Origin of the sequence: Chryseomicrobium sp. FSL W7-1435, from assembly GCF_038595005.1 — a bacterium.
GTDB lineage: Bacteria > Bacillota > Bacilli > Bacillales_A > Planococcaceae > Chryseomicrobium.
Map to the genome: position 1 here is coordinate 1,008,564 of NZ_CP151997.1, position 26,612 is coordinate 1,035,175.

Annotated in this window: 23 protein-coding genes; 12 read left to right on the forward strand and 11 right to left on the reverse strand. The window is 44.8% G+C overall.

The features are described 5' to 3' along the window. The first annotated feature begins 61 nt into the window (after positions 1 to 61). Positions 62 to 1,375 (forward strand): citrate:proton symporter, encoded by a 1,314-nt coding sequence (locus MKY84_RS05220; protein WP_342528258.1) that lies wholly within the window; start codon positions 62 to 64, stop codon positions 1,373 to 1,375. Positions 1,376 to 1,561: 186 nt separating this feature from the next. On the opposite strand, the gene MKY84_RS05225 is transcribed toward MKY84_RS05220, so the two are convergent. Further along, the gene (locus tag MKY84_RS05225; RefSeq protein WP_342528259.1) at positions 1,562 to 2,377 is read right to left on the reverse strand and encodes an LCP family protein; all 816 of its coding nucleotides are present in this window, start codon (positions 2,375 to 2,377) and stop codon (positions 1,562 to 1,564) included. Between the two features lie 581 nt (positions 2,378 to 2,958). Between MKY84_RS05225 and MKY84_RS05230 the strand changes: the two genes are divergently transcribed. Further along, positions 2,959 to 3,489 carry a GNAT family N-acetyltransferase gene (locus MKY84_RS05230; protein WP_342528260.1) on the forward strand — a complete coding sequence of 177 codons (531 nt, stop codon included), beginning with the start codon at positions 2,959 to 2,961 and terminating at the stop codon, positions 3,487 to 3,489. Positions 3,490 to 4,090: 601 nt separating this feature from the next. Here the strand turns inward: MKY84_RS05230 and MKY84_RS05235 are convergent. Genes MKY84_RS05235 through MKY84_RS05270 form a run of 8 tightly spaced genes read right to left on the reverse strand, consistent with a single transcriptional unit; the run spans position 4,091 to position 15,940 of the window. Continuing rightward, complete coding sequence (locus MKY84_RS05235) at positions 4,091 to 6,694, reverse strand: VWA domain-containing protein (RefSeq protein ID WP_342528263.1); 2,604 nt, start codon at positions 6,692 to 6,694, stop codon at positions 4,091 to 4,093. Further along, positions 6,678 to 8,426, reverse strand: a complete 1,749-nt coding sequence (locus MKY84_RS05240; protein WP_342528264.1) for a BatA and WFA domain-containing protein — start codon at positions 8,424 to 8,426, stop codon at positions 6,678 to 6,680. The genes MKY84_RS05235 and MKY84_RS05240 overlap by 17 nt, the downstream gene beginning before the upstream one ends. Positions 8,427 to 8,435: 9 nt before the next feature. After that, positions 8,436 to 9,305, reverse strand: coding sequence for a DUF58 domain-containing protein (locus tag MKY84_RS05245; RefSeq protein WP_342528265.1), 870 nt, complete (start codon positions 9,303 to 9,305; stop codon positions 8,436 to 8,438). A gap of 12 nt (positions 9,306 to 9,317) precedes the next feature. Further along, on the reverse strand, positions 9,318 to 10,301 hold the full coding sequence (locus MKY84_RS05250) for a MoxR family ATPase (RefSeq protein WP_342528267.1): 984 nt from the start codon (positions 10,299 to 10,301) through the stop codon (positions 9,318 to 9,320). A 10-nt stretch (positions 10,302 to 10,311) separates the two neighbouring features. Continuing rightward, positions 10,312 to 11,727: a hypothetical protein gene (locus MKY84_RS05255; protein WP_342528269.1), complete on the reverse strand. Its 1,416-nt coding sequence runs from the start codon at positions 11,725 to 11,727 to the stop codon at positions 10,312 to 10,314. Between the two features lie 12 nt (positions 11,728 to 11,739). Next, a complete protein-coding gene (locus MKY84_RS05260; protein ID WP_342528270.1) occupies positions 11,740 to 12,585 on the reverse strand; it encodes an ABC transporter permease in 846 nt (281 codons plus the stop codon). Further along, the gene (locus MKY84_RS05265) at positions 12,582 to 13,517 is read right to left on the reverse strand and encodes an ABC transporter ATP-binding protein (protein WP_342528271.1); all 936 of its coding nucleotides are present in this window, start codon (positions 13,515 to 13,517) and stop codon (positions 12,582 to 12,584) included. Before MKY84_RS05265 ends, MKY84_RS05260 begins: the two co-directional genes overlap by 4 nt. Next, complete coding sequence (locus MKY84_RS05270) at positions 13,514 to 15,940, reverse strand: hypothetical protein (protein ID WP_342528273.1); 2,427 nt, start codon at positions 15,938 to 15,940, stop codon at positions 13,514 to 13,516. The genes MKY84_RS05265 and MKY84_RS05270 overlap by 4 nt, the downstream gene beginning before the upstream one ends. A gap of 441 nt (positions 15,941 to 16,381) precedes the next feature. Here MKY84_RS05270 and galE point away from each other — a divergent pair, with 441 nt between their 5' ends. Together galE and MKY84_RS05280 are read left to right on the forward strand one after the other, a co-directional pair. After that, entirely contained in the window at positions 16,382 to 17,377 is a 996-nt protein-coding gene (gene galE / locus MKY84_RS05275; RefSeq protein ID WP_342528275.1) for a UDP-glucose 4-epimerase GalE, read from the forward strand. A gap of 94 nt (positions 17,378 to 17,471) precedes the next feature. Beyond that, complete coding sequence (locus MKY84_RS05280; RefSeq protein ID WP_342528277.1) at positions 17,472 to 17,948, forward strand: hypothetical protein; 477 nt, start codon at positions 17,472 to 17,474, stop codon at positions 17,946 to 17,948. A 273-nt stretch (positions 17,949 to 18,221) separates the two neighbouring features. On the opposite strand, the gene MKY84_RS05285 is transcribed toward MKY84_RS05280, so the two are convergent. Together MKY84_RS05285 and MKY84_RS05290 are read right to left on the reverse strand one after the other, a co-directional pair. Next, positions 18,222 to 19,280 (reverse strand): HRDC domain-containing protein, encoded by a 1,059-nt coding sequence (locus MKY84_RS05285; RefSeq protein WP_342528279.1) that lies wholly within the window; start codon positions 19,278 to 19,280, stop codon positions 18,222 to 18,224. A gap of 138 nt (positions 19,281 to 19,418) precedes the next feature. Further along, the gene (locus MKY84_RS05290) at positions 19,419 to 20,090 is read right to left on the reverse strand and encodes a serine/threonine protein kinase (protein ID WP_342528281.1); all 672 of its coding nucleotides are present in this window, start codon (positions 20,088 to 20,090) and stop codon (positions 19,419 to 19,421) included. A gap of 152 nt (positions 20,091 to 20,242) precedes the next feature. Here MKY84_RS05290 and MKY84_RS05295 point away from each other — a divergent pair, with 152 nt between their 5' ends. The 8 genes from MKY84_RS05295 (at position 20,243) to MKY84_RS05330 (ending at position 26,608) form a co-directional block, all read left to right on the forward strand. Then, the gene (locus MKY84_RS05295; protein WP_342528283.1) at positions 20,243 to 20,728 is read left to right on the forward strand and encodes a cupin domain-containing protein; all 486 of its coding nucleotides are present in this window, start codon (positions 20,243 to 20,245) and stop codon (positions 20,726 to 20,728) included. A gap of 470 nt (positions 20,729 to 21,198) precedes the next feature. Beyond that, complete coding sequence (locus tag MKY84_RS05300; protein WP_342528284.1) at positions 21,199 to 21,951, forward strand: glucose 1-dehydrogenase; 753 nt, start codon at positions 21,199 to 21,201, stop codon at positions 21,949 to 21,951. 451 nt (positions 21,952 to 22,402) lie between these two features. Then, the gene (locus MKY84_RS05305) at positions 22,403 to 22,633 is read left to right on the forward strand and encodes a DUF3951 domain-containing protein (RefSeq protein ID WP_342528286.1); all 231 of its coding nucleotides are present in this window, start codon (positions 22,403 to 22,405) and stop codon (positions 22,631 to 22,633) included. 17 nt (positions 22,634 to 22,650) lie between these two features. Then, positions 22,651 to 23,022, forward strand: coding sequence for a hypothetical protein (locus MKY84_RS05310; protein WP_342528288.1), 372 nt, complete (start codon positions 22,651 to 22,653; stop codon positions 23,020 to 23,022). Between the two features lie 57 nt (positions 23,023 to 23,079). Further along, positions 23,080 to 23,880, forward strand: coding sequence for a carbon-nitrogen hydrolase family protein (locus MKY84_RS05315; RefSeq protein ID WP_342528290.1), 801 nt, complete (start codon positions 23,080 to 23,082; stop codon positions 23,878 to 23,880). Between the two features lie 27 nt (positions 23,881 to 23,907). Next, positions 23,908 to 24,867 carry a carbohydrate kinase gene (locus tag MKY84_RS05320; RefSeq protein WP_342528291.1) on the forward strand — a complete coding sequence of 320 codons (960 nt, stop codon included), beginning with the start codon at positions 23,908 to 23,910 and terminating at the stop codon, positions 24,865 to 24,867. Positions 24,868 to 24,880: 13 nt separating this feature from the next. Next, entirely contained in the window at positions 24,881 to 25,246 is a 366-nt protein-coding gene (locus MKY84_RS05325) for a hypothetical protein (protein ID WP_342528293.1), read from the forward strand. A gap of 105 nt (positions 25,247 to 25,351) precedes the next feature. After that, complete coding sequence (locus MKY84_RS05330) at positions 25,352 to 26,608, forward strand: YeeE/YedE family protein (RefSeq protein WP_342528295.1); 1,257 nt, start codon at positions 25,352 to 25,354, stop codon at positions 26,606 to 26,608. Positions 26,609 to 26,612: the final 4 nt, after the last annotated feature.

Genomic DNA, 26,612 nt, shown 5'->3' on the forward strand with positions numbered 1-26,612 from the left:
CTTCCTCCGTGTTGCTAATTGTCTTACTATTAGGACAAGCTTTAACAGGGGGGACATCGGTATGTTAAGTATTATTGGGATTATCACGATTCTTGTGATTGTAGCGTTATTGATCAGCGGACGTGTGTCACCGCTAGTGGCAATGGTTCTTCCGCCAATTGTGGCGATGTTTATTGCAGGCTTCTCATTTGATGATTTAGGCACGTTCTTCTCAGACGGTATCAGTTCCGTCATCAGCGTGGCTGTTATGTTTATATTTGCGATTATTTTCTTCGGAATTATGCAGGACGTTGGCCTTTTTGAACCAGTCATCAACAAAATGGTAGCGCTATCAAAAGGGAATGTTGTACTCGTAGCGCTTGTTACTGTAGCGGTTGCTGGAATTGCGCAACTGGATGGTTCTGGCGCATCGACGTTCTTGATCACGATTACAGCGTTGTTACCTTTGTATGTTCGTTTAGGAATGAACCCGTATTTGTTGTTGCTGTTGATCAGTGGGACGGCAGCCATTATGAACATGTTGCCGTGGGCTGGACCACTCGGACGTGTGGCGTCAGTTTTAAACACGGACATTACCGAGCTATGGCATCCACTCATTAAGATACAAATTATCGGGATCGTGCTTATGCTGTTGCTTGCTGTTTTCATGGGCTTCCGGGAGAAGCGCTTGATTGCGAAACGAGCTGCTTTGGGCACACCATTGAACTATGATCTTAGCAACAGTATCTTGAACAATGATGTCGATGAGTCACTGAAACGTCCGAAACTTTTGTGGGCGAATGCGATTCTTGCTATTGGTGTCATCGGCGTACTGATGTCAGGTATTCTTCCGGCTGGCCTTGCGTTCTTAATCGGGGTGGCGATTGCGTTACCGCTGAATTACCGCACACCAAAAGAACAGATGGGACGCATTCAAGCGCATGCTTCCAACGCGTTGACGATGGCATCCATCATCATTGCGGCTGGCTTATTCCTCGGCATTTTGAACGGAACGGGCATGTTGACGGCGATTGCAGGTAATGCGGTTAATGTGTTGCCTGCCTTCATGGCGCAGTATCTTCATATTATTATTGGAGTGTTCGGTGTCCCATTTGATTTATTGCTGAGCACGGATGCGTATTATTTTGCCTTGTTCCCTGTCGTCGATCAGATTGCGTTAACATACGGAATCGAATCAATGTCGACAGCGTACGCAATGATCATCGGGAACATCGTTGGTACCTTCGTATCGCCTCTCGCACCAGCAGTTTGGCTAGCACTTGGTTTGTCAGGTCTTGAAATGGGCAAACACTTGCGCTTCTCCTTCTTCTGGATGTGGGGATTGAGCATCACGCTACTCGTAATTGCCGTGTTGCTGGGTGTTATCCAGATTTAGAGGGAATCCAAATGGTACCTGTCCAAATGGTACCTGTGCGCTGAACAATTCAACACAATTTGCATAAATGAAGGAGCAACCGCGACACGATGCGGTTGCTCCTTTATCTTTATGCAATTGTAGTTCATAGTCAGAATTGTGTAGCGCACAGGTACCTCAGAGGAATATTTTTCCATCTTAAATCAGTTAATCTTCATTGCTCAAATGGTTCTTTAACTCCTCAGATACAGCGGCCAGCTCGTTGTCGTCCATCATGTAATACCAAACCCCGTCCACCGTTGCACCTGACCCTTTTATAAACTGCAAAGTGTCAATTTGATTGAACGCCTGTCTATAGTTGCTATGCATTTGTTTGACTTCGGAATAGTTGATGTTCGTTGTAACGTGATCAGCAACAGTATCGAGAAGTGCGTCGAACTTAAAGAGCGAGGGAACTTCAGCGGTTTTATCGAGAACTGCTTGCATCACTTGCTTCTGACGCTCTTGTCTACCGAAATCCCCATTTGGATCATCGTACCGCATTCGCACATAATCAAGCGCTTGTTCGCCAGACAGGTGAAGGGCACCTTCCGGATACTCATGAACTTCCGTTTGAAAAGAGAAAGCATTGGTCACATCAATTCCACCTAGGATATCGACAATCTCAACGAAGCTTTCCATATCGATCTGGACCACGTAATCAATGGAAATATCGAGGAGCTTTTCTGTCGATGCTAAAGCCATTTCCGCACCACCAAACGAATAGGCATGATTAATCTTGTCGTGAACGTCTTTACCTACAATTTCTGTGTACGTGTCGCGGGGGATGCTGAGTAACTTGGTTGAAGCGGAAGTGGGGTTCACGGTCATCACCACCATTGTATCTGAACGTCCGGTGTCATTTTCACGTTCATCTATGCCTAACACTAACAAAGAAATAGGCTCTAGCTTTTCCGTTTTTGGAGTAGTGGGCACAGGAAGATCCGGGACGTTGCGCTCAATTGGTTCATAGATTTCTTTCACTGTACGCGTAACCTGGTAATGAAGATATAACGCGATTAGTAAAAAGATTAGGAATGAAGAGGTTAAGATTACAAGGCAATATTTCAAATAGGTCGGGATCTTGGAGACCTGCTTTCGAGGTTTTAAATTAGTTTATGTCTAGAGGTCGATGGTTAAAACTTGAAGATTTTTTCGGTACCTGTGCACCAAACAATTCAACACAATTTGTATAAGCAAAGGAGCAACCGCGACACGACGCGGTTGCTCCTTTATCTTTATGCAATTGTAGTTCATAGTCAGAATAGATTAGCGCACAGGTACCTAAACACTAAAACTTGAAGATTTTTTCGGTACCTGTGCACCAAACAATTCAACACAATTTGTATAGTCAAAGGATCAACCGCGACACGACACGGTTGATCCTTTATGTTTATGCAATTGTTGTTCATAGTCAGAATTTTTTAGCGCACAGGTACTTGAAATCAAATCTGAAATCCGGTAATAGAAATTCAATTCACACAAATAATTTCAAAAATTGACTCGTTGGAATTTGTTACATTTGGTAAGATTATGAAAAACAACAATTGGGAAGTAGGAAGAGCATGTCTATTCGATTAATAGTACCAACCTCAGAGCATATTCCAGCTATTCTTGTTTATAAAAATCTCTTTCTAGAAAGTCTAGAAGTCATCCATGGTAGTTCTCAGTTGGTGCTTGCGGAAACAGGTGAGGATTGGCTTGAACAAATTGATAGGAATCGTTCTCGAGAGACGGTTGCTCCTGAGTATGTGCCGGCTGAGCAATACATTGCATTAGATGATGAAACGGGTGAAGTAATCGGTATGTTGAATTTCAGAAAATCATTAAACGATTATCTTTACAATTACGCTGGACATATCGGCTATTCGGTATCCCCATTGCGAAGACGACAAGGTATTGGTTCTGAGATATTGCGTCTTGCGTTGCCGGAAGCGGAGACATTTGGTATTGACCGTGTGCTCATCACTTGCACGGACGATAATCTTGCATCTGCTGGTGTGATTGAAAAAAATGGAGGAGTCCTTGAAGATAAACGCGTTGATCCAGGCGATGGTGAATTGACTCGAAGATACTGGATAGAAATTAAAAAATAGGACTAAGACTGACTTAGCGATATGAGACAGATATAAAATACCTCGATTAGGCTACCAATACATCATAGTTCTCGGATGAATGGAAGCCTGATTTTGTGGTCACCCTTATTTAGATAATAATTTCAGTAAGAGATATCTTAGAAGTTTTCTGCCTAGAGTTGTAGGGGAAATTGAATTATAAAGTCGATAGTAGGCTGTAGTACGCCGATACTAGAATAAACACCTCCGATATTCCCTGAAATGGCTCCGATACTTAAGCATGATGATCATAAGGCTCCGATACTCGAGCAAACACCGCCTATAGTTGCTGAATTACCTCCGATACTCAATTACCTCTACAAGTCCTACGGCAATATGACTTCTAAAGGAGCTTAAAAGCTCTTGATACTTAACCCCTTACTAGGAAAAGCATTTTTTTTAGGTACCTGTGCACCAAACAATTCAACACAATTTGTATAAGCAAAGGAGCAACCGCGACACGACGCGGTTGCTCCTTTATCTTTATGCAATTGTAGTTCATAGTCAGAATAGTTTAGCGCACAGGTACCTAAAAGGCAACGCTAGTGGGTACCTAAAAGGCAGGTACCTAAAAGGGAACCTATCAATCCCCACGCTTAGCCCGCGTCTTCTTCACCATGGAAGAGAGCGATGTTCCAGAAGGTGTGGCAGCCACTGGTTCATTGCGCTTCAAGAGGTTCTTAAATCGTCGACGCGACGGCAAGCCGAAGCGGCGGATGGTGATGTCGATAAAGAACAAAATTAAAGCCAGCCAGATGAGTGGGAAGATGAAGCTTTGTTGATTCCAACTCGAGGCACTCAAGCCCCGCATGGCGTCCTTGCCGTTCTCGATGACTTGACCGCCCGTGCTGTCGGCGATGGAGGTCATCAGTTCACGGTCTGTTCCGAGTTTCGCATATTCCTGTGAGTAGGGGATGGAGACGCCTGCTTGAAATACGCTTTGTTGATCATTTTGGACAGTGAAGAAAACAATGCCTGGATCACTGTCGAGCTTGATTCGGGCTTTTCCTGGCTCGATAGGTTCTGACTCGAGCGCCAGTTCTTCACCGCTATTGGAAGTGGCTTGGACATCAAAGAACTGAGAGTTGCCACTAGGGTCTGACAAAATGTAGACGCCTTCTTCTTGTCGTTCCACCGAGAAAGGTTCCGTTTCGATCGAAGGCAATAACCTCGTGATGACGGTATTCCAGAACAGCGGCCATTTCTCATAGAGCGCAAAATCACCGCTCCAAGCGCCTCGGGAATCGGAAGTGTAAGCAATCGTGCGTCCCAAGCCGTACATCCATTCGGCTAGCACGGGATCTTCTTTCGTACTTTCCGCAATAAGTGTTGCCTGCGGTTTGAGCGTCGTGGCAATGTAAGCATTCAATTGCGGAACACCTTCATTAAACACGTTGTCCCAGCCCGGTGCTGAATAGATGGTTGGGTAGAACGGTTCGTCTTCGATATACGTTTTCGTAGTCATCGCCGTCTCACGAGAAAGGATGGACGGGATGGCGTTTTCATCGACGACGTCGTAGAAGCGGCCGCTTCCGTACCCAGCTAAAGTTTCCAGCAACATTTTGTCGGCATCTTGTCCGATGGAAACAGTGGATAACGTGATGTTCTGGCTAAGGCCATCAGTGATCAACGACTCGTAATCATTGGAAGTGGCCGATTGTCCGTCTGTTAACAAGATGATGTGTTTGCGTTGAACAGAGGTCTTTTCGAGTTTTTCGTAAGCCGCATCGAGACTGGAATAAATTTCGGTTCCACCACCAGGTGTGATGGAGAGCACCGTGTTGATGGTCTCGTCTATGTCTGTAATAACGGCAGGTTCAATGATTTCCCAAGGGCGGTCGTCAAAGGCAATCAACCCGAATTGGTCTTCCGGTCGCAACATTTCTACAGAACGAGCAGCTGCTTCTTTTGCCAGTTCCAACTTGCCACCCGCCATACTTCCCGAGCGGTCCAGGACAATCATCAAGGCGAGTGAGGGCAGCTGATGTTTCCCTTTGACATCCATTTCGACAGGTAACAGTTTTTCAATCGGTGTTTGGAAGTAGCCACCAAGACCATAGCTCATCTCGCCGCCAACCATCATAAAGCCAGTCCCAAATTGTTTCACAGCCTGTTCAATGACCGTCATTTTTGCTTCACCGACGATATGTCCAGGAACGTTATCGAAAATAATCGCGTTGTAGCCGGCGTATGACGCTAGTTCACTCGGAAGAGAAGCTGCATCAATCGAATCCACCACAAGGCCAGTTTGATCGATAAACGTAGGAACCGGGCTATCCCCATCCGGAGAAACGATGAGGACATGAGGCGTATCCTCCACCATCGTCAAACTCGTCAATTCATTGTTTTGGATAACCGCATCATTCTCCCGCTGAATGGTCGCTTGGTAGACGAGCGGCCCTTTTGCTTCAGTCGGATTGGAGAACGTGAAGACATTGTCACCTTCTGTCAGTGTCACATCCTCTGATAAAATCTGCTGATCATTCAACTGAATCGCTAGAGTAGCTGGCCCTTCGACGGCTGATTGCACCGTCACTTGAAGGGTATGGGATTCCCCTTCGAAAGCAGTGGTAGGTGTTTGAAAGTCCACGACCGCTACATCTTTTTCATCTTGACCGGAAAGCACGAGAGTATCGACTTCGACTCCGCGTTCTTTCAATTCCGTTTCAAATGACTTCAACGAGCCGTTTGTTTCATTGCCATCACTTAAGACCACGACACGAGTCGCCATGTCAGAATCGGATAAACCGAGTGCAAGTTTCATGGCATTCTCAATATCCGTTTGATTCCCACCAGTCATCTGCGTCATTTCAGGCAAGGCATCAATTGTTGGAGAGAGCACTTGGTCGGTCTGGAACCCATCAGAGAACGAGTAAATACCAATCGCCTGGTTAGCGTTTTTCGCAGCAATCGCTTCACGTAAAAAGGTTTGCTGGGCAGCCCATTGATTTTGCATGGAAGCGGACTGGTCGACGAGGAACAGAATCTGTTCTTCTTTCACAGGCCAAAGTACTTTGGGTGATGCAAGGGCCAACAGCAGACATAAAACAGCGGCGATTCGTAAACCGAAAGCCGTCTTCTGTACCATGGATTTTGGTCCGGATGATTGGCTTCGAGCCCACAGGAAATAGGCCAGTGGTAAAAGGGCTAGGAGTAGCCAATAAGGGTGCTCAAGTTGTAAATCCACGACGTCGTTGCACCTCCCATTCGAGTAACACTAAAAGTAGTAACAGCATGATGCCAATTGGTACGAGTGAACGGTCCACTTCAGCAGCACCTTCAGCAGCATAAGTTCCGATTTCTACACTTTTTTCAAAGCCCAGCTGTTTTTCTTGTTGCTCGAGCATAACAGCAAAGTGTTTGGATGCGTCCCCGTCTGTCAATTGGTAAAAGCCTGGGGCAGTAGGTGCGGTCATCGTACTGTCAGCAGCGACATCCGAAATAAATTCGCCACTGCGGTCGTAGATGCTCCAATCCCCGTATTGATTGGCAAGCGTGACACGGTCATTTGGAAAATAACTGCCGGTCGTTTCAGCGTCTTCAGAGAACTGCTCCATCGCAGCCCATAAAAACAAGGGATAGGATGGATGCAGCGGCCAGTCGGTCTGATCGATATCTGCTAGTACAGCCAAGTTGCCGTTTGAGAACTGTTGAATGAAGGGCTGATCGCCTATGGCAGCGATTGTCGTTGCTTCCTCAAACCCCTCATAAACGGATTGAACGTACACATCAGAAAGGTCGACGTAATTCGAAAACGGTGTTTTTTGAGTGATCGGACCAGTTGCTTCTAGCTCTTTCTCGTCGCCTCGACCAATAAGTAGCACCGGATGAGACGTGTCTGCCAACAGTTCTTCGTCACCCGTAATCAAAAGTTCCCCATCCGGTCTCAATGCAAGATCCTCTGTCGGAACCGTCACTACGTCTGCGCCAATAGCACTCAATGCCTTTTGAATCGTCGGATGGATCTGGTCATCGACTGCCACTTTTAATATGGGGCGGTAGACGATGGCTGTCATGCGATTGTCTGTTTGAAACGCGTCTGTCGACGACACGACTGCTTCATAAAATGACCCGGAAGCAGGTAAAGTCGCAGAAACGATTTGGCGTTCAGCTGCAGCGATTTCGTAGTCAGCGGTCCCAAGTGATTGCTCTTCTAAATCAAAAAACTCAACAGTCCCGGAAATGGTTTCTTTCGTATCGTTTTGAATTTCTACAATCGCATTCGTCCCAGTTTCAGACGGGGAAACCCCGAACTGCTTGAGCGCGACATTTTCAAGCTCTTGCGGTCGGTTTTCAATACGCCAAGAAACATTCTGCTGGTCAAATGAAATCAAATCTCTTGGTGCTGCATCGGAAAGAAGATACACCTGCGCACCAGATTTTGGGAGACCCGCTTTCACAAAATCAATCGTTTTCTTCAGCTGTTCTGTTTCATAGGTAACTGCAATTGCATCAATTGCATTCTTGACGGTGCTTGCGTTCGTCTCATTTTGCACCACGAAAGTCGGTGTATCGCCAGTCGTCACAACAGTGAATGAGGCTCCTTCGCGAGCATCCACAATCGATTTCATTCGTGTTTTCTGTGATTCGAACCAAGACGTTTCGTCAGTAGTGGTTTCCATCGAAGCGGACGTATCGAGCACTAGCCAAATTTCCTGCCCCGTCGCTGTTGTAGCGGGGGAGTATGGCTTCATTACAAGAAAGACAAATAAGAAGAGAGCAAGTAGTTGTAACACTAACAAAGCATTCTTTTGAAGCTTCTCAAAATACGGAGAGGCTTTTGTTTCGTTCATGAACGACTCCCAGAACAAGGTCGAGGAGATCGTCTTCGGGGTATAGCGTTTTCGGAAGAAATAATAAAGCAGGACAGCTAGAGGGAAGACAAGCGTCCAACTGTTGGCCCATTGTAAAAAACTCATCTGCTCACCTCATCGTATCCATTGAAAACGAACGAACTGGTGAAGGGCAGCGGTCAAAAAGTCCGGCTGACTCGGCACGAACACGAGGCTATGGCCATATCGTGCTGCGAGTTTCTCCAGTTGTTCAAAATGGTTTTTGCGTGTTGTTTCATAGCGCTGAATCATTGCATTTGTGACCGTCACATTTAAACTCTCTGACGATTCTTTGTCGACTAACAGGTAATCGCCGAAGTAATCGGGTTCTTGCTCTTCTTGAGACGACACGAGGATAAAGCGAATATCTTTTGGCCGGCGAGCCAGATGCTGACACGTTTTTTCGAACTCGCTTAATGCTTCTAAACCATCTGTGATGATGAAGACGCTATTCGCATCTTTCGGAATTTGAGCGGCGAGGCTGCTGAAGAACGGTTCTTCTGCTTGTGTGACTTGCAGTTCTTCTACTTTTTTCTGGAAAACATGGCGGTACATCGCACCTTTTTTACGAAAGCTCTGCAAGCGTTCCGGCTGCTTCGCACTAAACGAGAGCGAGTCATCGTGGGTCAAAACTAGTTGGCCAAAAAGAGCCGTGATTTGTTGGGCATGAAGCCACTTATCACCATCATTCATTGACGGTGTCGTATCTAGCACAATATGTACACGCATCTCTTGTTCATCCAAGAAGCGTTTGATAAACAGTTTGTCTGTTCGTGCGTAGACGTTCCAGTCGATCTGGCGTACATCGTCTCCAGGTTCATAGGCACGAAAGTCGGAAAAATCTAGAGACGAGCCAAAGCGCTGAGACGCATGGGTGCCTCGTCGTCCGTTTGCTTGCCGCTTGCGACTGACGATGCGGTAATTGGCCAATTTATTCATAATCGATGTCGTCAGTAACGGAGCCATCCAAGTTCCTCCCTACGCTTTTGCAAGTTCTTCTACCATTAAATCGAGTACATGATCCGGTGTAAGTCCCATGGCTTCAGCTTCGTAATTAAGACGAATACGGTGGCGAAGGACCGGTTTGATAGATTGCTTCAAGTCGGCAATCGACACATGCAACCGTCCTGCCAAGAACGCACGAGCTTTTGCGATTCGGATCAAGCTCTGCAAGCCACGTGGACCGCTTCCGAATTGCACGTAACGTGTAATCGGTTCGATTGTCGAGCTCTCCGGATGAGTAGACGTAATCAGTGTGATGGCATAGTCCATCAAGTCATCGGCTAGCAGAACATGTTTCACCATGGCCTGGGCTTCTCGAATTTCTTCAGCTGACAGCACTCGCTGCAAGTCGCGCTGAGCTGTGCCTGTCGTGCGGAGCATAATCTCCTTTAGTTCTTGTTTAGATGGATACGGCAACACGACCTTGCATAAAAAACGGTCGACTTGCGCTTCGGGAAGGGGGTAAGTTCCTTCCATTTCAATCGGGTTTTGAGTCGCCAACACGAAAAACGGTTCTTCCATAGGCCGCGTTTCGCCGAGTACCGTTACTGTATGTTCTCCCATAGCTTCAAGCAGAGCACTTTGCGTTTTCGGGGTAGCCCGGTTGATTTCATCAGCTAGCACCAGTTGGTGGAAGATCGGTCCTTTTTTGAAGACGAAGTCGGTCTTGCCGTCTTCGCTGCGTTCAATCATGCTGGTCCCCGTGATGTCTGCTGGCATCAAATCGGGGGTGAACTGGATACGGGAAAAGGATAAGTCGCAGACGTCGCCAATTGTGCGGATGAGCATCGTCTTTCCAAGGCCAGGAAGCCCTTCGAGGAGCGTATGTCCACCCGCAATCATGGCAAGCATCGTGTAGTCAACAGCTTCTTGTTGACCTACGATGAACGTGCTGATTTCTTGTTTCGCTTGTGCGAATTTCGCACTCATCTGTTCGAAGTGTTCTGGTGTATAGTTCATAGTGCCTCCATTAATCTGTTGTTTGGATGGATGAAAAATAAGACTGTACATAGTTTTGTAAATCAGTCGGTAATTGTAGACGATCAACGCTTTCTCGGTACAATGGTGCATAGTCTCCTACAGCGTCTTGATACGGGCGAATCGTGCCTTTTGTGACAGGCGTTTCACCGGTCTGTTCACCGACTGCTTGGCCTTCACCTAACTGGCCGCCGTCAGTGGTCGTTTCTCCAGGTTTGCCGATGCGGTTGGGAATGGCGACGAGCGAGCGTTCACCCATGCCAGATCCACCTTGTGTGCCGCCTTGTCCTCCGCCAGATCCAGAGCCTTGACCTTGTCCTTGACCTTGCCCTTGACCTTGCCCTTGACCTTGCCCTTGACCTTGACCTTCGCCTTGACCTTGACCTTCGCCCTGCCCCTGACCTTCACCCTGAGCCTGGCCTTCGCCTTGACCCTGCCCCTGACCTTCGCCTTGACCTTCACCCTGGCTTTCGCCTTGCTCACCAGCTTCACCTTGCTCGCCAGTCTGAGTTTCTTGATTAGCGTTTTGATTCTGAGCCGTAGTTGCTAGTTGAGTCGGCGTGGAAAGTGGCTGCCCGATTTTTGCCATGGCGCTCTGTGCGGCTTTCATTTGTTCGGAAAGGCCGTCGATAGAAGCGGTCAGTTCCGCCAATTGTTCTTTTTCTTCAGCAGTGAGACCAGGTTTTGAGGCATCGTTTTCAGCCTGTTGTTGCTTTTTCACGAGCTGCGCTTTTTGAAGTTCCAGCTCTTTTTTCGTCTTGGTGACGTTTTCCCAAGCTTTCTTCGCGGTATCTGCTTTTTGTAATTCCTTTTCAAGTTCCGCTACTTTCTTTTTCACTTCCGGTTGCTTAGTAGCTTGCTCCAGTTTCTTTGCTTCTTTCTCGAGCTCTTTGACGACTGCTTTTTCAACTTCCGTGTCTTGCGCAACGATTTGGTCGTCTGACGGAATCAATAAACTGATGGAGCCGAGCACGACAAATAAAAAGCTGAGAAGCAGCAGACGCGGCGACCAATTCACCCGAACTGCTTTGTTGAATCGCTGCTCGGCAGCAGGGACTAAAGGAGTCACCTTGCTTTCCAAATACGTAAGAAGTGGGGAAGGTGTCGTTGCCTGTGCTACTGTAATAAATTCATTTTCAGGAAAGGCTGCATCATAGAGACGAAGCGATTCCAGTTGAGTCGGTCTCTTCCGCATCAGGTAGATAAAGTAACCGATACCTACTACAGCGGCAGTCCCTAACGCAATCCACTGGTAATAGAGGAGGACGAAAAACCGAGACACGAGGAGCAGCGTAAACCAGGTGATGGCAGCAGCGATCAGTGCATGTTGCAGTTGTTCGACAGCGAACACGCGTACGACGCGTTGGTGGGCACGTCGTATCATCGGTTGCCATTTTGGATTGGCCATGAATATCCTCCTTTAGCGCATCTTGCTCATATTGACGCGCAGTTTTTTAATGGAAATAAACAGCGCAAGAATGGTAATTAAGAGATAAAAACTAATATAGATCACCCACACTGGGAAATCGATCTGGGTCATCTCATTCAAGAAAAACATACCATCTGGACTGACAAGTGAGAACGCCATGATTCCCGGGTTAATGCTCGCCCAGAAGTGACCGATTGGGGAAGGGGATGGAGTTCCCATTCCGAGTCCGTAACTTGCTTGAATAGAGAGTACAAGAAAGAACGCCGTAACGCCTGTTAAGAACAGCATGGAACCATAGGTCGCAATCATCGAAACAATGGTTTTTTTCGTGATCGTCGAGAACATGACACCTAAGCTTCCGATTGCCAGAACTGTCAATAAGAAGAATAGGAAAATCTGCACGAGTTGAAGGGGGGAGACCCCGCCAAACAAGAACACCAAGCTATAGATCGGCAGACCAGAAATCAACATCAACACTAAGAAGGAAAGAGAGGATGCCAGCTTACCGAAAATGATTTGCCAAGATTTTTGAGCGGTCGTCAGTAAAATGGTTAGTGTCTGCTTTTCTCGTTCACTACTAATCGTTCCAGCAGTAAGTCCAGGAGTAATGAACAGCACGAGCCCTAATTGGATATACGTTAACACGATGAACATATAATAGCTTTCCTCTGGTCGGAAGAAGCCACTTCCTGTGAAGCTGGTCGCCATGAAAATCATCCCGAACACAAAGGTGCTGAGTGCCAGTAAGTAAAAGAGCAAACCTACCGAACTCTTGACACTGCGAAAACGAAGCTTTAATTCTTTAATCAATACCGGGTTGTAGAGGAGTGCTTTCATTTCGTCTCCACTCCTTTCGTGATTTCCATAAAGACATCTTCCAGATCAGTCTCAGCCTGTGAGAACGTGATAATTGGGAGATCTTTTAAAATAGCTGCTTTTAATAATTCACGTTGTTGGTCATCGGTTCCTCTGTATAAGAAGGAAACAAGAGAACGTGTGTCATCTGTAGCGATAGCCGAAACGAATGGTTGTTCTTCGATGAACTGAACAAATTCAGTAGTGCCTCCAAGAAGGTGCACAGTTACTGGTCGTTCATTCTGAAGTTTCTCATGAATCTCTGCTACACTGCCATGCGCCACAAGCTGCCCACCGTCTAAAACGCCGATCTCATCACACATCTCGGCAAGTTCCGGTAAGATATGCGATGAAATCAAAATTGTTTTGCCCATGCTCTTCAAGTGTTTCAAAATGTCGCGCATCTCAATACGTGCTCGTGGGTCCAACCCTGAAGCTGGCTCATCCAGGATGAGGACAGATGGATCATGGATCAATGCACGTGCCAAGCACAGACGTTGTTTCATTCCGCGTGACAACACGTCGACATATTCGTAGCGTTTGTTTGTTAAGTTCACGAGCTCCAATAGTTCAGGAATCAATTTAGCCCGCTGCTCTGCTGGAATCCCATAGCTTGCCCCGTAAAAGTCGAGGTATTCGTCTGCTTTTAGTTGGTCATAGACTCCGAAAAAGTCAGGCATATAACCAATTTGTTTTCGTACTTCGTGTGGCTGTTTGCGCACCGATTGGCCATTGATAAATGCCTCGCCGCTTGTTGGTTGTAACAGGGTGGAGAGGATTGAGAACGTCGTTGATTTCCCAGCGCCGTTTGCTCCAACAAACCCAAACACAACGCCCTCACCAATTGTCAGGTTCAAATCTTTTAAGGCATAGAAATTTCCATAGCGTTTTGTCAGTCCTTTGATTTCAATCATTGTGCAACCTCCCCAGTCAGCGCTATCTCTGGCACTTTTGTGATGTCGTTGCCGGAACTGTCTAGTTTCGACAGGCGCAGTTCGATCACTTGTTCCTTGTTAATATAGTCGGCAATATTCTCTGTAAGTTTTGTGCGAGTCTCGGTTACAGGCTCGAATTCACCTGTTTTTTGATTGAGCAGTTCAACCGTCATCGTTGCCGAAGCACTATTTGTAAGGGAGAGTTCTTTCCACACGATGGATTGCTCTGTCACATTTTTAGGAACTCCTACTTCATAAGTGAATTCGCCGTTTTCCATAAACCATTCATTAGGTACTCCTTGTGTTTTCTCAGCGTAGAGTCCTTTGTCGGAATACACGGAAACCTCCATCGAATCAAACGGTAAAGAAAATTCGCCTTTGAAAAGAGTGGACGATTCAAACGGCTGGATTAGCAGGTTTGTTGCATCGAGTTCAGCTCGTTCATCTTGTATCTGAATGGGTACGATAGGTTCTTTAGCGATGGCTACCACTAATGGTGTAGTCGTATCACGGGATCCTAAGTACATAGAATACGCATTGAGAATGGCTTTTTTGCGTTCTTCTGGAAGCTTTTCAGAAGTCATGCCCATCGCGCCTCCGTAATACCCACCCGAATAATTGGCTGAGCCGGACTTCGCTGGTAAAAGTAAGCCACCTTTATGCTTTTCATTTACTTGAAGAGTAGCTCCTGCTTCGATATCTCCCAGATCAATCTTCTTGGCTCCCGTCCAAATCTGAACATCAGTTACTGGGAACGGGAAGGTGTTCTCAATCGTGCCAGTGATGGTCTCGGAATTGTTTTCGATATTCACGTTCAATTTTCCAGTTGATTGAACGGTGGACTCACCAAGTATGGTGGAAGTGGACCAATACGCGACATTTCGTAGTGTTAGTGATGGACTTTCTGCTTCATTTTCAAGAATGGATTTCATGCGTGTATTCATTGGGTCACCTGAAAAATTTTGCCCTTTCCAAGTCGACATGCTAGTGCCTTGTCCAGCGGTCAGTTTGTATTCACCACTGCGGTTGGATAGTAGTGTCTCGACATAGTGACCATTCATCGTCCCGTCTTGTTGCATTTCATAAAAGCTAAGTTGATGAACTTGTGGCTTTGCGATACGATCACGAGCTCCGTAACCGAAAATCGCCACGGATGTCAAAATGGCAATTGATGGAATGATCCACCAAGAATGTTCCCGTTTGTCTTTTCGTTTAAGAACGAAGTAAAGAAGAGGTCCGACTAGTAAAAAGTAAATAAAGATAATAACAGCAATTCCTTGGACCGATACTTCAAAAGACGGAAACAGTTCATTGACGTAGACCGACTCGTAACCAATGCTATCCAAAACGGACTGGTTCCCGTAATGAATAGACGATGGAGAACTGATGATTTTCGCATCGTTGAATAATGTAGTGAGTAGTTCATCGTAGCCTTTTTCTGAAGAAAGAGGTTTGTCCCCTAAAGAAAATGCAGTTTGTATGACAACCCCGTCACCTAGTTTTTTCATAGCCGTGACAGAAGTGTCTTCAATGCTCCAGACGTTGACTGCGCCTTCAGTCAAGGTTCCTTGTTGAATAGTGATTGCATTTGGCAAATCTGTCGTTTTTGCGTAGCTTTGCGCTTGTTCAGGAGTAATAGTTGCTGTGTTGTTTGAGAGTTTTAGTGGTAAATGTGCTGCAACTTGTCCAAATTCCGCTTCTCCTTTTGAAGTAGCTCCTGCAATCAGTGTCCCTCCTGCTGACACCCAATCAAGTAGCGCTTGTTGTTCGGAATCAGACCAATCAGCAATTGAAAATTCATCCAAAATAACTACACTTGCCATCTCCCAGTCCTTTTTCGAAGTCGGCATCACACCATTTTTTAAATGATTGAGTGAAATGACTTCTGGACGAAGACCTTGCGTAAATTTAATATTGCGAAGGGCAGTGAGACGGTCTGTTGATTCTGTAAGTGTAAAGAGGAAAATCGTGTCTCCTGCAAAGAAACTCGGACGCACACTACGGTCGCCTTTAAAGTCGACCTCTTTCCCGTCTTCCCAGCCGCCTTCATATAGGAAAATCATTTGAGTATTAGTCCCAGAGTACATATAATCTTCTGTCAGGCTGGTTAAGCTAAGAGTAATAGTTTTTGTTTCACCAGCTGCCAACGTAAGTGGCAATGCACGTGCGGAGCCGATCTCATACGATTCAGGTGTGTCAATCACGATATCTCCCGAAAAATCATCTCCATTGTTTTGTAGCGTGATTGTCAGCGGTACGCCTTCTCCATACAAAACCTTATTGTCAAAACCTGCGTTTGCCTTGATCGTGATGTCCGATTTTGCAAAAACAGTGGTCGGTATGAGGAGCACACCTAACACGAGTAGCATGAGAATGCCGAGTGCAGATAGTCCTTTTTTCATTGTTTGTTCCCCCTAAATTTTCTATTTCTCTCTATCTATATAATGGTAACGTATCAGTTATCGATTAGTTTCAAAAATTTTCAAATTATTTCTGTCGGGGTATGATTTTCGGTGATGGTGGGTTTAAGGGGGGAGGAAACTCGCGTTTGAAAGCGGACGATACTCGCCAGAATGACGCCGATAGTCGGGCAAACCCCGACGATACTCCCCGAATGCCCCCCGATACTCCACCATCCACATAAAACACCCTAGCAATCTGGCTGCCACTACAAAGAAAAAACTTTATTACACAAGCCCTTGCTAGAAAAAGCCCTTAACACTCAATCCCCACGAACTTTTCTCAATGACACAATACTTTCGAACAGAAAAAAACCACAATTCCTTCTATTTCTAAGGGTCTTGAATAAACTGTCCAAAAGGAGTGGTAGCATTCCGATTATTGTGACGGGTGGACTTGGGTTCATTGGGAGCCATGTAGCAGCTGCTTTACTTGAAAAAGGATATACGGTTCATCTTGTAGATAATCTGGCAAAGTCTTCCCTGTCACGATTGAGTGATCTTCAAAATTTGTATCCTGATCAACCGATTTCCTTCACCGAGTTAGACTGCACAAACTCTCTTGAGATAGACGCTCTATTTTCAACATTGGATGTGGAAGGCGTCATTCACTGTGCGGGCTATAAATCTGTACAGGAATCCATTGCAAATCCTCTAAATTACTACCGAAACAACCTTCTTTCCACGATTACATTACTGGAAGCTTGTTTAAAATTCGAAGTTCCAAAGTTCATTTTCAGCTCCTCAGCAACCGTTTATGGCAAAGCGGATTCTCCGATGGTTGAACAAAGCCCAATTGGTTCGGCCGAAACGCCTTATGGGGAAACGAAAGCCATGAGTGAACGAATTTTAAGTGACACACAGAAAGCTAATCCATCGCTCAGCATTACAGCATTGAGATACTTTAATCCAGTAGGTGCGCATCCGAGTGGACTGATTGGAGAGGGGGAAGGGTCTGGCAATTTGATGCCAGCTATCTTGCGGACTGCCAACAAACTGCAATCATCTGTAACGATTCATGGCTTCAATTATCCGACCAAGGATGGGACATGTGTTCGGGATTTTATTCATGTCATGGATCTTGCGGAAGGGCACGTGGCGGCGTTCGAGTCGGAACATCTTGGATACACTGTAGTGAATCTTGGTACGGGTAACGGGACAACTGTGAAAGAACTAACCACAACATTTGAACGGGTGAATCGGATTACGATTCCTGTTAATTTCGGAGAGGAACGAGAAGGGGACTTGCCTAGTTGTTATGCGGATGTGCAGAAAGCTTACGAAATATTTGGCTGGAGAGCTAGCCGCTCGCTTGAGGATATGTGTGTAGACGCTTGGCGGTACGAGTGTTTTAAACTGAGAATGCAGCTAAAAAATTAGTTTCCAATTACTTTTACTATTCTCAAAATGTCTCTGTTCTTCCTATCTTTCTTGTCTTATACTTAGTTCATCATACTTGAAAAGGTAGGACACTATGAACAACCAATCATTCCATTTACTTCAACCCAATCAGCTATCATTCGATTCCTATTTCAAAGTATACGTGACACCTGAAGGACTCTACTTTGCAAAGATAGGGGGCCAACTGCATAGCGACGAGGCATACGACTCATTGCCATTAGTCGCAGGACTTGCGCTTTATTTACCCTATAAGCAAATGCAAAAGAAGCAGCAACAGCGAGAAGAGGCTTATGATCAATTAGCAACTACAAATCGCTTCTCTGAAATCCTCGCGAATTCTCGAAATTCCTTGATTCGTAAAGAAGAACTCAAACAGGTTACTGTTAGTGAAAAGAAAAGCTTTCACACAATGTATTCAGGTAGCGGTTCAATCACCCTTTCGTTGACGAATGGAAAAAAACAAAAATTCTTAGTGCCTTCTCATGAGTCATTAACTGCTATTCAAGGAGCTCTTGCTTCCAACTTAGAAGTAGCCGTTGAAAAAAATTAGCTAAACAAAAAGAGGCTGGGACAAAATATATTATTAGAACTCATTAGTTAGAAAGTTGAGTGGAGTGTAGGGGCTGACTCCAGTGGGATCAAAAGTCGAAACGTGAGACCCCGCAGGAGCTTGCGACGAGGAGGCTCACGACGCGCCCACGGAACGCAGCCCCGGAATGGAACTCAATATACACGAAAAATCAGCAAATTCTCTGGAATTCATTCACTCTAGAGAACTTGCTGATTTATTTTTGTCCCAATCTCTTTTTATTATTGAAATTTTTCAAGAAACCGTAACCGACTTACCTGATAAAATCACAAGTAAATCGTCACCAAACTCCTCGACTTTTTTCGGTCCGATGCCATCAATCTTCATAAGCTCTGCTCGAGTCTGTGGTTGTTTGTCGAGAAGGGATTCGAGTGTTTGATTGGTGAAAATGTAATAAGCTTTGCGGTTTGTTCGTTTCGCAAGTTCTTTTCGAAATTCCGATAAAGAGGCTCTCAGTTCTTCTCGGTTATCAGAAGACGAGACAACTTCCTCTTGTACAGTCACAACGATTTGTGGAGTTGGTTCTTCACTTAAAACTTCAGTTTGGATCGTGTAGTCAGATAGATTCAATACTTTATCCTTTCTGTATTTAAGGAGCATGTCTGCTATTTCGTACATTTTGAAGTCTGGAAAATCAACGGGTGAATTTTTGGCAACTTCACTTGCAAGATAGGAAGTGATTTGGTCATGCCGAATCACGTGAGACTGCACATCGCGTGGTGCTTTTTTCGCCATATCGATAATCGTCTTCGGGTTGGCAAATGTAACCGCATAGGTGACAGGGCACTGTTTGATCAGCTTGTTTTCTTTCAATAGTTTATCTACTAAACTAACTTGGCGCCGGACTTGATTGATGGGACTGTACATGCCTTCTTTGTTTACTACTCGGTTGTTCTTCACGATGACTCGCTGAAATTCTCCTTTTTCAGTCACATGAATGTTGCCGAACAGCCTTTTCACTTCTAACAATAAAATGAACTGCCGGGTAATGACAACGAAGTCTAGTTGAGCTGAATAATTTTTATATTCTATGTAGAGATCATGGAGGATAAGCATAGGCATGTGCGTGTGTTGTAATTCATAAAGCACATTCTTTTCCCCTGACTGACCAATCGCAAAAAGTTTAAGGTGATCTTCCACTTTTTTGACATCGATAGAAGGATCCTGGCTCTCGACTAATCGTTGCAGCTGTCGGACTGAAGACGATTCTTCATCTGCGGAATAATAAAGCTTAGGTTCTGTTAGCTCATTTTTAGCTGTAAGACCTTTCAGCACGTTCTTAAAGAAAGACATCGCAATCCCACTTTCTGTAATTGATAGTTAGAGTATACCAAATATGGATACTATGTATATAGCGGGAGTGTAAGGCTTCATCTGATGAGACACAAGAAAACCTTCCACTCAAATTCGAGATGGAAGGTTCAATCAATTCTATTTCTTAAACAAAAACTTCATGACTTTGTTCGTGAATTCTTCATAAGAAGAACCCTCGCCGGTTTGGTTGTACCACTTACGAACAGTCTCTACAAGCCAAAACGGGACCGAGCTCCCGTCAATCAAATGGTAGTACTGATCGTATCCACGTTTCAAGTGCTCCCAGCGGAAATCGTTCCCCGGAAGGACATATTCAGAGACATCTATAATCTTTGCTCGCCCGTCCTGCAACAAGATATTCTTCAAATGAATATCGCGTGGATTTAACCCTTTGCTTCGTACATAGTCTCGCGCATCTTCCACATCTTGAACGGCTTGTTTTGGAATATGAACCCCTTGCAAGATGCAGTCAAACAGGGTGGTACCAGATTCATAACTAAGAACTAAAACTTCACCACGAGCTGCGTAACAAGTCGGGAAGTAGGGAGAGTCGCCAAGTTGTTTGTAAACACTGGCTTCCACTTCTACTTTATCTAATTTATCTGCATCGTAGATTTTATAAGCATACATCGGTTGCGAGGGGTTCTGAAAAACAGCAGCGTCTGTGCCGACACCAATACATTTAAACTCCCCAGCATCGCCGCTTACTGTGACCGGTTCATTATTAGGGTTTGATTTTACGTGTACGGTGGAAAGAGCATCGATTGCTTGGTTCCAAGGATGTTCCATACTTTGCTCCTCCTTATGAAAAGTTACTTCTTCTTATATTTATAGTAAGAGAAACTTTGCTACTTTACCATTACTTTATCTCGTCTACTTAGTGTACGCATTTTGTTTCAGCCGCATACACTAACGCAATGACAGTTGAAAGGAATTGATCTATGTATTATATCCCGGTAGTTTACCCGTGTCCTCATTGCCTACAAAACTATGGGTGGCAGCCCACTCATCATGGAAGACCAACAACCATTCGAGACCATGGTCCCTATCCCTATACAGTGAATATTGAGGAAGCCACACTGCAAAATAACAACTTCCGAACGGCCCTCTGGACAGGTGATCATTTGCAGGTCACCTTGATGAGTATTGGTGTGGGAGAAGATATTGGTCTCGAGATGCACCCAGATGTTGACCAATTTATTCGAATTGAGCAAGGACAAGGTTTGACTGAGATGGGCACACGCCGAAATTGCTTGACTTACAAACGCCGCGTCAAAGATGACTATGCCATCATCATTCCGGCCGGGTACTGGCACAATCTGACCAATACTGGAAACGTACCACTCAAGCTCTACTCCATCTATGCGCCACCGAATCACCCGTTTGGTACCGTGCAACCGACGAAACCTGGCGCACTAGAATTTTAATTCCTGTTTTTCCCTTTTAGGTACCTGTGCACCACACAATTTACTACAATTTCTTTGGCGTTGCATATGCAGCCTTTATCTAATATGTTCCTTGTAATATTTCGTATTAAAAACCATACTAAATCACAATGATTACTTTTTAATCACTGCTAAGATAAATAAAACTCCAAACGTAACCAAGTAAATCCCTAAAAAGCACATACTGATCATTAGTACATTTTCAAAATTAGTTAATCCTATAAGTTCTGACGTAAATAACTCTGTAAAATTATAGACAATCCAAGTAATGAGAATTGAAGATAGTAGGGGTAAAAAAACTATGAGTGACAACTTTGATTTAGTCACAACGTTCACCTCCATTAATTTACTTATTTTGTTGAGTATAGCAAAATACAGGCAGATTTTTTTTATCAAATCCTTCAAAGAGGTACACTAAATCTGTAGTGATTTCGAGTGAAGGAGGAAAAATAATGAGCAAAGTAGCTATCATCACAGGTGCAGGTAGTGGAATCGGACAAGCAACAGCTTATCGACTGGCTAAAGAGGGCGTTAATATCGCAGTTGTGGATATTAGTGAAGACAACGGGCAGTTGACGGTTGAGCAATTAAAGCAAAAAGGTGTCGATGCGATTTTCATCAAGGCAGATGTGTCAAAAGTGGAAGACGTAAAAAACTATGTGGATAAGACAGTGGAACACTTTGGACAAATTGATTATTTCTTCAACAACGCAGGAATCTCAGGGAGCGGGAAAGAATTTTTAGAAACTGATATTAGTGAAATCGAACAAATCGTCGGGATTAACTTACTTGGTGCACTTTACGGAATTCGCTATGTCGGTGAAATCATGATCAAAAATGGCGGAGGGTCTATCGTCAATACCTCTTCTAGTGCAGGGGTGATTGGTCAAAACACGGTTGTCACTTACTCTGCAACTAAACACGCACTTGTTGGAATTACAAAGAGTTTAGTTGCTGAATATGGCTCTAGAGGGTTACGTGTAAATGCGGTTGCCCCAGGACCGACGGAAACTCCTATGGTAAAAGCTTATTTTGATGCCAATCCAGCTATGAAAGAGGCAGCTTCTAAAGGAATTCCTCAACAGCGACTTGGAACGTCAGAAGAAGTGGCAGAGCTGGTCACTTTCCTACTTACGTCTCCGGCCCAATACGTCAATGGAGAAGTCATTGCTATAGACGGAGGATTTACAAACACCAAGTTTTAAAATAGATTTTAGTTAGTAAGTAGAGTCTGGGGAAAAAATAGTAATAGAACTCAATGAGTTAGAAAGTTGAGTGGAGAGTAGGGGCTGACTCCAGTGGGATCAGAAGTCGGAACGTGAGACCCCTCTTAGATGTGGAGAACGTCATGCTAGAAAGTCCGAGAAAATCAGGCGTGCCAAGTGAGGCGCTCTTGGCCTCGGTTGGTGCGACTGCTTTTGGAGCGTCTTTCTGACGTTCGTAACTCGATTCCATTGAGTTGGAGACACGACGCGCCAACGGAAAGCAGCCCCGAAACGGAACTCATCATACACATAAATCAGCAAATTCTCTGGAATTCAGCTCAGAGAACTTGCTGGTTTTTATTTTGTATCAACCTCTTTTACATAGGAGGAAATGGAGAAAGGTGATAGAATAAAACTAACAAATCCATATTATGTAAAGGGGAGAACTCTCATGGGAATTGCTTACACACTTGCGATATTTGGAATCGTCGGATTCATTCTCTACAAAGTTCTTATCAAAAAGTCTATCCCTACCAGCAACTTTTCACCCGTTGACGAGTTTACTACAGGCATCAAACCGGATACTGATCAAAAGTTTCCACTTGAAGATACACGTCATCATATTCCTTATGAAGAAAGTATTCGCGTAGAAGAGAAAGATGATCGGCAGCGAGATTTATAAACAGGAGGTTACGGGCTATGCGAATTAGTGGTGTTTTACTCTCAATTCTTCTTATAGTGTTAACAGGTTGTCAAAAAGAGGCAAGTCAAGTCAGCCCAGAAGAAATTAACGCCGCTCAAGAAGAGACAATACTTGAGAATGCCTGGTCCTACGTACAAACTACGCAGATGCCGCAATCAGAAGAATGGCAAGATGCTTGGATGCAAGGAGAAATTGAAACTCTCACGCTTACAAAGGCACATATCAGGAGCGCAAACTTGGAGGATAGACTGATTGGGCAATCTATTTACTCTGTGACGCCTTCTGCTGAGTTGAATCTTATTGCAGAACCGACCCTCCTGGTAGATCCCGAATCTATGCAAGTAATTGGAGTGCTCCCAGGGGAATAGGGGAGTCACTTTTAAAAATCTACAGTAATGAAATCACAATCGTAAGGAGAGTGACCCATGAAAGTAGCAGTAATCCAACTAAATTCCAAACAAGACAAACAAAAAAATCTACTCAAAATTGAGCAGTTTATTCGAGAAGCCGCTAGTTTTGGTGCAGAACTCGTAGCACTTCCGGAAAATTGCAACTTTCTTGGGAATGGGAATACCTTTCAGGCGGAAGAAATCCCTAGTGGTGAAACGACAACTTTGCTGAGTAAGCTAGCAAAAGAATTAAAGATTTTTATTCATGCGGGTAGTATTACAGAATCTTTCACAAAAGATAAGTCCTATAATACTAGTTTTGTCATAGCTCCCACTGGAGAAATCATCAGCATCTATCGCAAAATCCACTTGTTTGATATTGAAATTTCTGGAGTTTCTTCCTATAAAGAGTCAGATGCCATTGAACCAGGAAGCAAATCGGAAATGGTAGAATTGCCGTTTGGACAAGCGGGAATGAGCATCTGTTACGATTTGCGTTTCCCAGAATTGTACCGAAAGTATGCATTGGCCGGAGCTAAGATTCTTTTCGTCCCAGCAGCCTTTACTCGTTACACAGGTATGTTGCACTGGGAGCCACTGCTACGCGCCAGAGCCATCGAAAATCAGTGTTATGTTATTGCGGCGGGTCAACATGGCAACTATCTTCCTGGGAAAGATTGCTACGGCAATAGTATGATTATCGATCCTTGGGGCACAGTTGTAGCTCGTGCATCGGAAGGCGAAGGGATAGCCATCGCGGAATTAAAGGAAGATCTCGTAGCTTCGGCTCGCCAAAGTATTCCGTGCTTGCAACACCGAAGAGAAGATTTGTACTGAAATCATTGACCAAAAGGAGTTGCGACCATGAAAATTTATTCACTGGGTGAAGTGCTTATTGATTTTACGCCACGTCAGAATGAAGCGGCTCCGTTAGTTCCTCTCTACGAGCAAAATCCAGGTGGTGCACCTGCAAATGTTGCTGTTATGGCAGCAAAATTAGGAGCTGATTCTCGTTTACTGGCCAAGGTCGGTCAGGACATGTTTGGTAAATTCCTTATCGATTATTTAACTCGTGAAAAAGTCGATGTGTCGCTAGTAACAACAACACAAGCTGTAATGACGCCTCTCGCTTTTGTCTCCATTGGTGAGGACGGAGACCGTGATTTTGCGTTTTATCGAACGCCAGGTGCAGACACGAAACTAACAATAGACGATGTGTCGCAAGCACACTTTACTGCGGATACGATTCTTCATATCGGCACACTTTCTTTAACAGATGAGCCTTCTCGAAGTGCGACATACCATGCATTAGATCTCGCGCAAGAAGCAGGCAGCTTAATATCTTTCGATCCAAATATTCGCTTCTCCCTATGGGAAACTAAAGAATTAGTAAGAGACCAGATTCATCAAGTCTTGCCTTTTGTGGATTTAGTGAAATTATCGGAGGAAGAACTGTCCTTTTTATGGCCGGATTTATCTCCGGAAGCGGCTTGCCAAGAACTCGCAACGACTTATGGAATCACTCTCCTTATCGTCACGCAAGGTGAAAAAGGCTGTAGTTACTTCCGAGACGATAAGTTGGAATATATCGAAGGGTTCCCAGCAAACGCAATAGATACCACTGGAGCAGGTGATGCTTTTTGGGGGACCGTGCTTGCAGGTATTGCGAAGACGATTTCAACTAAGTTAGACTTAGAGAAAGTGCACATCTCACGAATTTTACGAGAAGCGAATGCAGCCGGAAGTCTCACAGTCGAAAGACGTGGAGGGATACCAGCGTTGCCGAACACTGATGAAATTCATGAAGTAGTACAAGACAACTAGAGGAGTTTTTCATTTGAGGTTTTTTATTGTTTCATTTTTTGTAGTAGCCATTGTAATTGGCGGTTCTATGTATCCCGAATTTTTTCGATTAGAAATTGAAGGGGCATGGTATGTGAAATTAGTGCTTTTCATAGCATTTTTCTTCATTGTCCAGGTATGCAAACTGGTTGCTAGTATACTCACAGTATTGATTGTGCCAAACGAAAAAGGGCGTATCACGTATAGTGTTTTATTCTTTACCTTAATTGCTGTTGTACTTGCAAGCAGTGGTGCGCTATTCGCTACATTCGATTTCACCATAGGCGGCATTATGCTGATCAGTTTTTTCTTCGCAGCATTAGAACTTATACGAGATGACAGGAAGCAGGCCTCTTCGTGAGCGCCTGTTTTTCTAGTAGTAGTACTTGAAAAGTGACAATCTTGAGAACGAATGCTACCATAATGAAATAATTCCTACTAAAATTATAGGGAAAGGGTGATTAAAATGACAACTATTCGTGTACAACCAGCTGATGAGGCGCAAGATCCAGTCGAGCGTGACTCGTTAAAATTGAATCCTCCTCAAACTAAACTCATTGTTGGTGGACTCATAGCTTTTGGCCTTTTATTTGTTTATCTGCTTGCCACTCAAGACATCGTGCAACCTGTTCTATTAATCATCGGACTCTTACTAGGGTACACCTTATTCCATGCGCGGTTTGGATTCACTTCCGCATTCCGACGATTGATGTCAGTAGGAAATGGACAAGCAATGCGCGCGCATATGGTCATGCTAGCAGTAGCAGTCAGCCTATTCGCACCAATTCTAGCGTTTGGTCTATCATTTTTTGGCGGACCAGTCGCTGGCTACGTTTCGCCAGTCGGGGTTAGCTTAATTGTTGGAGCCTTTATTTTTGGTATCGGCATGCAGTTAGGAGGAGGCTGTGCTTCCGGAACCTTGTATGCAATTGGCGGGGGACGAACAGTCATGTTTGTGACCTTAATTTTCTTTATTGTCGGAGCAACTATTGGCGCGTATCATTTACCGTTCTGGACAGAAGAAATGCCAGCATTTGAGCCGATTTCTTTAGCCACTTCAACGGGACTTGGATATGGTGGGGCATGGGCAGTTTCCATTGCTCTATTCGGAATCATTGCATGGATCACAGTGCTAATTGAGAAAAAGAGAAAATCACCAAAAATGGCCCCTCTTCCAACAGAACATGGGTGGAAGCGAATTTTCCGTGGGTCATGGCCACTGTTTGCTGCAGCAATCATCCTTGCAGTGTTAAATGCAGTGACGTTGATGACACGAGGAACGCCGTGGGGAATTACCTCTGCATTCGCATTGTGGGGCTCAAAAATTGCTGAAACATTTGGCGTGGATGTAGCGAGTTGGGGCTACTGGCAGGGAGCGAACGCAGCTTCTTTACAAGCCACTATTTTCGCAGATTCAACTACAATTCTAAACTTTGGCGTCATTCTTGGTGCCTTCCTGGCTTCTGCAGCAGGTGGTTTATTCAAGTTTTCTAAAGTAACTCCAGGAAACTTCATGGCTTCTGTTATTGGTGGTTTATTGATGGGTTACGGTGCGCGACTTGCATTTGGCTGCAACATCGGTGCTTACTTCGGAGGAATCGCTTCGTTCAGTTTACACGGTTACGTATGGGGAATCATGGCAATCGGAGGAACATTCCTCGCCCTCTACTTACGGCCATTGTTTGGACTATCCGTACCCAAATCATCCGATTCGGTTTGTTAAATTT